Consider the following 6000-nt stretch of genomic DNA (forward strand, 5'->3'; position numbering starts at 1 on the left):
CAGACAAGGCCCGCCCCCACCAAGGGGCGGGCCTTCGTCGTACCGCGCGTAATCGTCACCGCCACCTCGACCACGTGAAAGAGCCACCCTGCGGGCGGCCACCGAACCGAACTCCGCTGCGCTCCGTCCTGGAAAACCTCACCAGCACGACATCTGGCCAGGGGTGCGGGCACATCCGCAACACGTTGCAGCCCAACAGAATCTGTCGGTACCCCACGGCACAATCGGCGACTATGCGAATCCGAACCATCGACGGACCACCACTGCCCGCCGAAATCGCCGAGCATGCCGCACGCGCGATCACCCTCCGCCTGCTCCTCGACCGGAAGATCACCGATCGACCAACCCGACCCCGAGCATCCGACTCGCCACAAGTCGCCACAGGATGAACAGGCAGGTCTCGTAGCTACTGATCCCGCTGTCGCCCACCCAGCGGGCAAACGCACTCCTCACGTCCGTTGAAACACCCATTCTCGTGATATGGCAACGGATCTCGGCCGTACCTTGCGTCTCCATTCCGGACAGCGGTGATGAAGCGTTGCCCCGCCTCGGTCTGGTCTTTCAGCGGACCGAATGTCCGGAACTCATAGCCGGGATAGCGAGCCATCAGTCGCTGGAACATTGCCATGCCGAGCCCACCCAAGTACGTACCCGGGTGATCATCTTTCTTGGTGCGGTTGTTGAGTTGCAGCGTCTCGACGACTCGGATGTCGTCGAATACACCGAACGTGAAGTGGCCCAGCGTACGACCGGGGAAGTTGTCGGAGAAGCACTTGATTTCACCAGCAGTGGACTTGCCTGCCGTCCCATACTCGTTGATGAAGTACCGATACTCCGGCTCGTCGTACATCCCGCGAGTATCGCCGAGAACAAGGCCCCGTGCAGGGCATTCCACTACTTGTCGGTTTAACAACCAACTGGACACCGGACACCACCACAACGTCCGGGTCGTCTACCGAAAACGTCGACCGTGCAGACCCTGCCTACCAAGGCTGAGCAGGCAATTCCCAACCCAGTCGATTGGAACTTTGGCAAACTCCGTCTACAGTGAACTTAGGCAACGTGGACACCAGTCCACGACAAGGGCGGCCACCCCGGTGCTCGAACACCGAGATAGCCGCCCTGCCCCAGGGCCTCCTCTTGTCAGCGCCGCCGTGAGAAGCTAGCAGCCAACTGGAGTCCTAGAACCAACAGCTCGATCACCAGAACAACGGTGGTCGAGCTGTTGCAGTATGTGGCGAGCAACAAAGCTCCCCGCATACCTACAGCGACACGAGTCAACGCATCCCCGGCTCTATCGGCCCGCGAAGGCCCTGGTCTATCGGGTGGATCGACATCAGAAACCATCGCCGCCCCTCTCTACCTCGCGACCGACAGACAATCTGCCGGAAGCCGGCCACCCCTCTCGAGACGACCAGAACAGGAAGACACGACACATCGCGTCCTAAGGCGCAGGGGAGCGAGAGCAACCTCGCCGATCCATCTCTATTCAGTTGGATTCCCGATGAACCCGACCCCGTCGCGAAGCAAACCTTCGTGCGGAGGCGAAACCATCACACGGGTGATCTTACTGGCAATTGCGACAGCTACCTTATGACCGCCAGCGCGTCGTACTTGAGGTTGAGCACCGCCAGGCGGCGGAACAGATCGAATCGGCGCTGCCGCGACACCGAGCGTGGCCGGCCTCCGTCGCTCCCGCACAATCACCCTGCCGATTTCCGCAGGTGGGAGGTGGCCACGCCGCCGGCGTCGACGAGCGGTCTCGCATTCCGCCTGCCGGCGGTGCCGGCCACCTGCGGTGTCCCCCGAAATGAACTCCGCTTCGCTCCGCACTCACAAGAGCAAAGACGTTTTTTCACAGCGGTTCTGGCTACCGGCGAGCATTCATCACCCGTGACCTCCGCATCAACCGCCGGCGTCCGCTGCGCTCCCGGCCCAAGGGCTCCGAAAACTTTTCAAAACGCCTCCGGCTGAAAACTTTTCGTCCCGACCCTTGACACTCCGGCCCCGTGCGCTGACTTCTCTCCTCACGCCAGAAACGGCGAAAAAACGTGGCAGGGCAAAGGGCCAGGCCACCAGTTGAGAAGGGAAGTAGCGACATGCACGACACCATCACAGGGCCGAGGACGGTGGGACTGCGCACCGCAATCATGACCGCGATCGGTCAGGTACCGGCGCAGGTCAAAACCCATGCACTCGCGCAGGTCACCGCCTACACCGAGCAGGTCAACCGGGCCGCAGCGGACGCGAACTCGACCACCGTCGATGCGCACCTCGAGCGGGCCGCGTTCTGGGCGTGCACCGCACGCGAACACGGAGCCAGTGAGGCCGAAATCCGCGCCGCACGCCAGGCAGGCCACCACCAGGGAGCCACTGCTCAGCAGTAACCCCCAGGCCCGTACAGGCCCGGAAAACAAGAAAACACCGGACAGCTCGAACCTGCCCGGTGTCTCCAACCGAAGAATCTACCAGGAGAGAGACACCACCATGACCGCAAGCATCGAAACCACCACCGCCACAACCGAAGCCCCCACGACCGGCACCACGCCGGTCGTGGGGGCGGGCGAGGAGTTCGCCCGCCTGCACCCCACCGCCCTCGAAGTCGGCCCGAACGTCCGCAACGAGGTCGACACCGAGACGCCAGCCTTCCGAAACCTGGTCGCCTCCATCATCGAACACGGAGTGCTGCAAACGATCTCCGCAGTCCGCGACGGCGAGAGCGTGACCGTCATCGACGGCCAGCAGCGCACCCTCGCCGCGATCGAAGCCGGGATCGACAGTGTGCCGGTGCTGATCAGGCCCGCCGCCAGCAAGGCCAAGGACCGCGAAATCGAACGCCTCACCCAGCAGGTAGTCGCCAACGACCGCCGCATCGACCTCACCGCAGGCCAGCGCGCGAAGGCCGTGACCGACATGCTCGAACTCGGTGTGTCGGTGCCCAAGATCGCCAAGGCCGTCCAGGTCAAACGGGAAACCGTCAAAGCGGCAGGGGCAGCGGGCCGCTCGCAGGCTGCGATCGGTGCCCTCGACGCGGGACAGCTCACCCTCGACCAGGCGGCGATCGTGGCCGTGTTCGACGCCGAGGGCGACACCGCCGCCGTCGAAACCCTGTTGGCAGCTGCCCGGTTCAACTTCCGGTGGACCGCGCAGCGGCTACTCGAGGACCGCGCCGTGCGCAAGGCCCGCGCCGCAGCAGGCGCACCGTACGCCGAGCGAGGGCTGACCGTCCTCGAGGAAGAACCGGCCTACGGCGACCCGTACCTGCGCGCAGACGACCTGCTGACCGCCGATGGTGATGCAGTGACCGAAGCCGTGATCGAGGGCGCAGCGTCGCACTGGGCGGTGTGGCTGTCGAAGGAAGAGCAGTTCACCCTCACCGCCACGGGCGCGGTGATCGAGGAGGACAGCATCGACTGGGACACCGAGGGTGATCCGGAAGCGACACCCGACGAGGGGCTGCACCACCACAAGGACATCACCGTCGCCGAGGTGTGGGTACCGGAGTACTTCACCGCCGACCCCGACGGCGCCGGTGTAAAGCCGGGGCCGATCCTCGCCGCCGCGATGGCCGAACCCGCCGCCGATGTCGACCCCGCAGACGCCGAGGCAGTCGCTCGGGCGGCCGAGCAGAAGCGGCTCGCCGCCGAGGCAGCGGCGAAGGAAGCCGAGCGGGCAGCGCGCCGCCGGACCAAGGCGCTCAACGTCGCATCGCTCGCCGCGACCGTGGTCCGCAAGGAGTTCGTGACCAAGTTCCTCACCCGCAAGACCCTGCCGAAGGGGGCCGCGAAGTGGATCACCGACACCCTGGTCGACGAGCCGGGACTGCTCACCCAGAACAAGGCGTCGCAGTACCTCGCAGAGCTGCTCGGAGTCGTGGTGGCCGAGCCGACCACCACCGTCTACGGCGACTGGAAAGAGCGGGCCGCGCGTGATGCGCTGGCACCGGTGATCGACAAGGCCAGCGACGCACGCGCGCAGGTGATCCAGCTTGCGCAGATCCTCGCCGCCTACGAAGCGCGAATGAGTGGAACCGGCAAGGACTGGTGGAAGCGCAGCGGCTACGGCAACCAGGACAACTACCTGGACTTGTTGGCCGAGCACGGCTACGAGCTGACTCCGGTCGAGCAGGTCGCAGCCGGGACAATGACCCCCGAACAGGGCTACGACGCGCTCACCGCCCCCAGCGAGGGCAGTGCCGCCGACCAGTGACGAGAAGGGGTGGCGGGCATCGTGTGCCCGCCACCCCTCATTCGCCGTTGCGGTCGGTGTGTGCCGAGGCTGAGCACCGCCGCTATTGCTGCTCCGACGAGCAGCAGCGTCACGGCGCTCTCGCTGCGTTCGGACGCGCTGAGCTCACCCCAGGTCAACAGTCGGGCGACAACAGCGATGGCGTACAGGCCGAGGGCGGCACTTCGATATCTGTCCCATCGCCGGACAGTATCGGCCCCACAGCGCAGGCAGGGGAGCGTCCCCGGCCCGGGTCGAGGGGGCCTGCGGCAGCCCCTCGAGCTCCCCCGCTCGACGCCCCACCACCGCACTGCTCACGACGGGCACGCGGCTGACGAACGGTCAGTGCGCGGCGTTGTACGCCTCTTCGATGGCGGCCGGGATGCGGCCCCGATCGTTGATCTCGTAGCCTTCGTCGGCGGCCCACTGCCGGATCGCGCGTGTCTGCGCCGGATCACGGGTGGCCGGTGTCCCGGTCTTCGCGGGCGTCGCCGCGCCGGCGGGGGAGGGCTTACGCTTGCGGCCACCGACCCGAGTGGAATGCTCGATGTAGTAGTCGAGCTTTCTGTGAAACTCGTTGGCGTTCTTCGCTTTCAGGTCGATCACGTACTCGACGCCGCCCACCGCGAATTCGATCGTTTCGCCGGATTCGTCGTCGATGACCGACCCGTCGATATCGTCCACCAATTGGGTTGTCACTCGTTTGGCCACAGCCGGAAAACCTTTCGATCACACGCAATGTCAGGGACTCGGGTACCGGCCAGCGTAACCAACGAATGTGGCGATGAGCTGCACCCTTTCATTTCACGACATCGCGGGGAGCGATATCGGATCGGATTCCTTTGAATGCGGGATGCCGTAAACGTCCCGTTGCTGATTGCTCGCGGTATTCCACAGTCGCCACCAATTCCGGCGTCACCCAGGACACTCCGACTGCGTCGGCGCGGGGAATCGGACCGTGCAGCGCATTGTCCGGACGAGTGCGCTCGGTGAGTGTGCTCCGTAGCTCTCGGCGCATCCGATCGGTGAAACCCGTTCCGACACGGCCGATGTAGACCAACTCGCCCGCCTCGTCGTACGCTCCGAGGAGCAGCGCCGCCAGTGTCCCGCCGGCGCGGCCGCCCGTCGGAACCCATCCGCAAATCACGCCTTCGCGTGTGTTCCGGATCGGTACCTTGATCCACGACGGCGACCGGATCCCCGATCGGTACACAGACTCCGCTTTCTTCGCCACGACCCCCTCGATACCGTTGTCGGCGGCAATGCCCATCAACGTCTCGCCGTCGATTCCCGTCATGGTCGGCGGCACCTGCACTCGCCGCCCGTCTGCCACGCCGAGGCCCTCGAGCAGCGCGCGTCGCTGCGTGTAGGGGAGCGTCCGGACCGATTCGCCGTCGACGTCGAGGACATCGAACGCGAAATACGTCACCGGGGTCGACCGCAACAGTGCCGCCGACGGCCGCGTGACATGCATTCGGCGTTGCAGCAGCCCGAAATCGGGCCGACCGCCCGAATTCAGTGCCACCAATTCACCGTCGAGGGTCACCGATCGACTCGCCGTCGTATCCGACAACGCCGCCGCCACGTCCGGGAACGAGGCGGATATGTCGTTTCCGTTGCGCGAGAACAGCTTCAACCGCGATGTGCCGTCGACAACGCTGACCCCGCGTTGGCCACTGGAGTCCGCACGGGTTCGATCGGCTGCCAGGAACCGGTGTAAGCCCAGGTTCCCTGGTCAGAGCAACGATTCTTCTTCATTCCGTGGTCGCTCAA

5 protein-coding genes are annotated in these 6000 nt (G+C 65.2%); 2 read left to right on the top strand and 3 right to left on the bottom strand.

Annotated features, from left to right (window positions below; genetic code table 11):
• Positions 1 to 406 precede the first annotated feature (406 nt).
• On the bottom strand, positions 407 to 850 hold the full coding sequence (locus CH285_RS04970) for a hypothetical protein (RefSeq protein ID WP_094644642.1): 444 nt from the start codon (positions 848 to 850) through the stop codon (positions 407 to 409).
• A gap of 1249 nt (positions 851 to 2099) precedes the next feature.
• Here CH285_RS04970 and CH285_RS27780 point away from each other — a divergent pair.
• Both CH285_RS27780 and CH285_RS04975 read left to right on the top strand, forming a co-directional pair.
• Positions 2100 to 2387 (top strand): hypothetical protein, encoded by a 288-nt coding sequence (locus CH285_RS27780; RefSeq protein WP_176458632.1) that lies wholly within the window; start codon positions 2100 to 2102, stop codon positions 2385 to 2387.
• Between the two features lie 100 nt (positions 2388 to 2487).
• Positions 2488 to 4209, top strand: a complete 1722-nt coding sequence (locus tag CH285_RS04975; protein WP_176458633.1) for a ParB/RepB/Spo0J family partition protein — start codon at positions 2488 to 2490, stop codon at positions 4207 to 4209.
• A 360-nt stretch (positions 4210 to 4569) separates the two neighbouring features.
• Here the strand turns inward: CH285_RS04975 and CH285_RS04980 are convergent, their stop codons facing one another.
• The gene (locus CH285_RS04980; protein ID WP_094644640.1) at positions 4570 to 4938 is read right to left on the bottom strand and encodes a histone-like nucleoid-structuring protein Lsr2; all 369 of its coding nucleotides are present in this window, start codon (positions 4936 to 4938) and stop codon (positions 4570 to 4572) included.
• An 88-nt stretch (positions 4939 to 5026) separates the two neighbouring features.
• A complete protein-coding gene (locus CH285_RS04985) occupies positions 5027 to 5953 on the bottom strand; it encodes an ATP-dependent DNA ligase (RefSeq protein ID WP_306436723.1) in 927 nt (308 codons plus the stop codon).
• Between the last annotated feature and the right edge of the window lie 47 nt (positions 5954 to 6000).

The sequence above is a fragment of the Rhodococcus sp. 05-2256-B1 genome, from assembly GCF_002258465.1.
In the GTDB taxonomy this organism is placed as follows: domain Bacteria; phylum Actinomycetota; class Actinomycetes; order Mycobacteriales; family Mycobacteriaceae; genus Rhodococcoides; species Rhodococcoides fascians.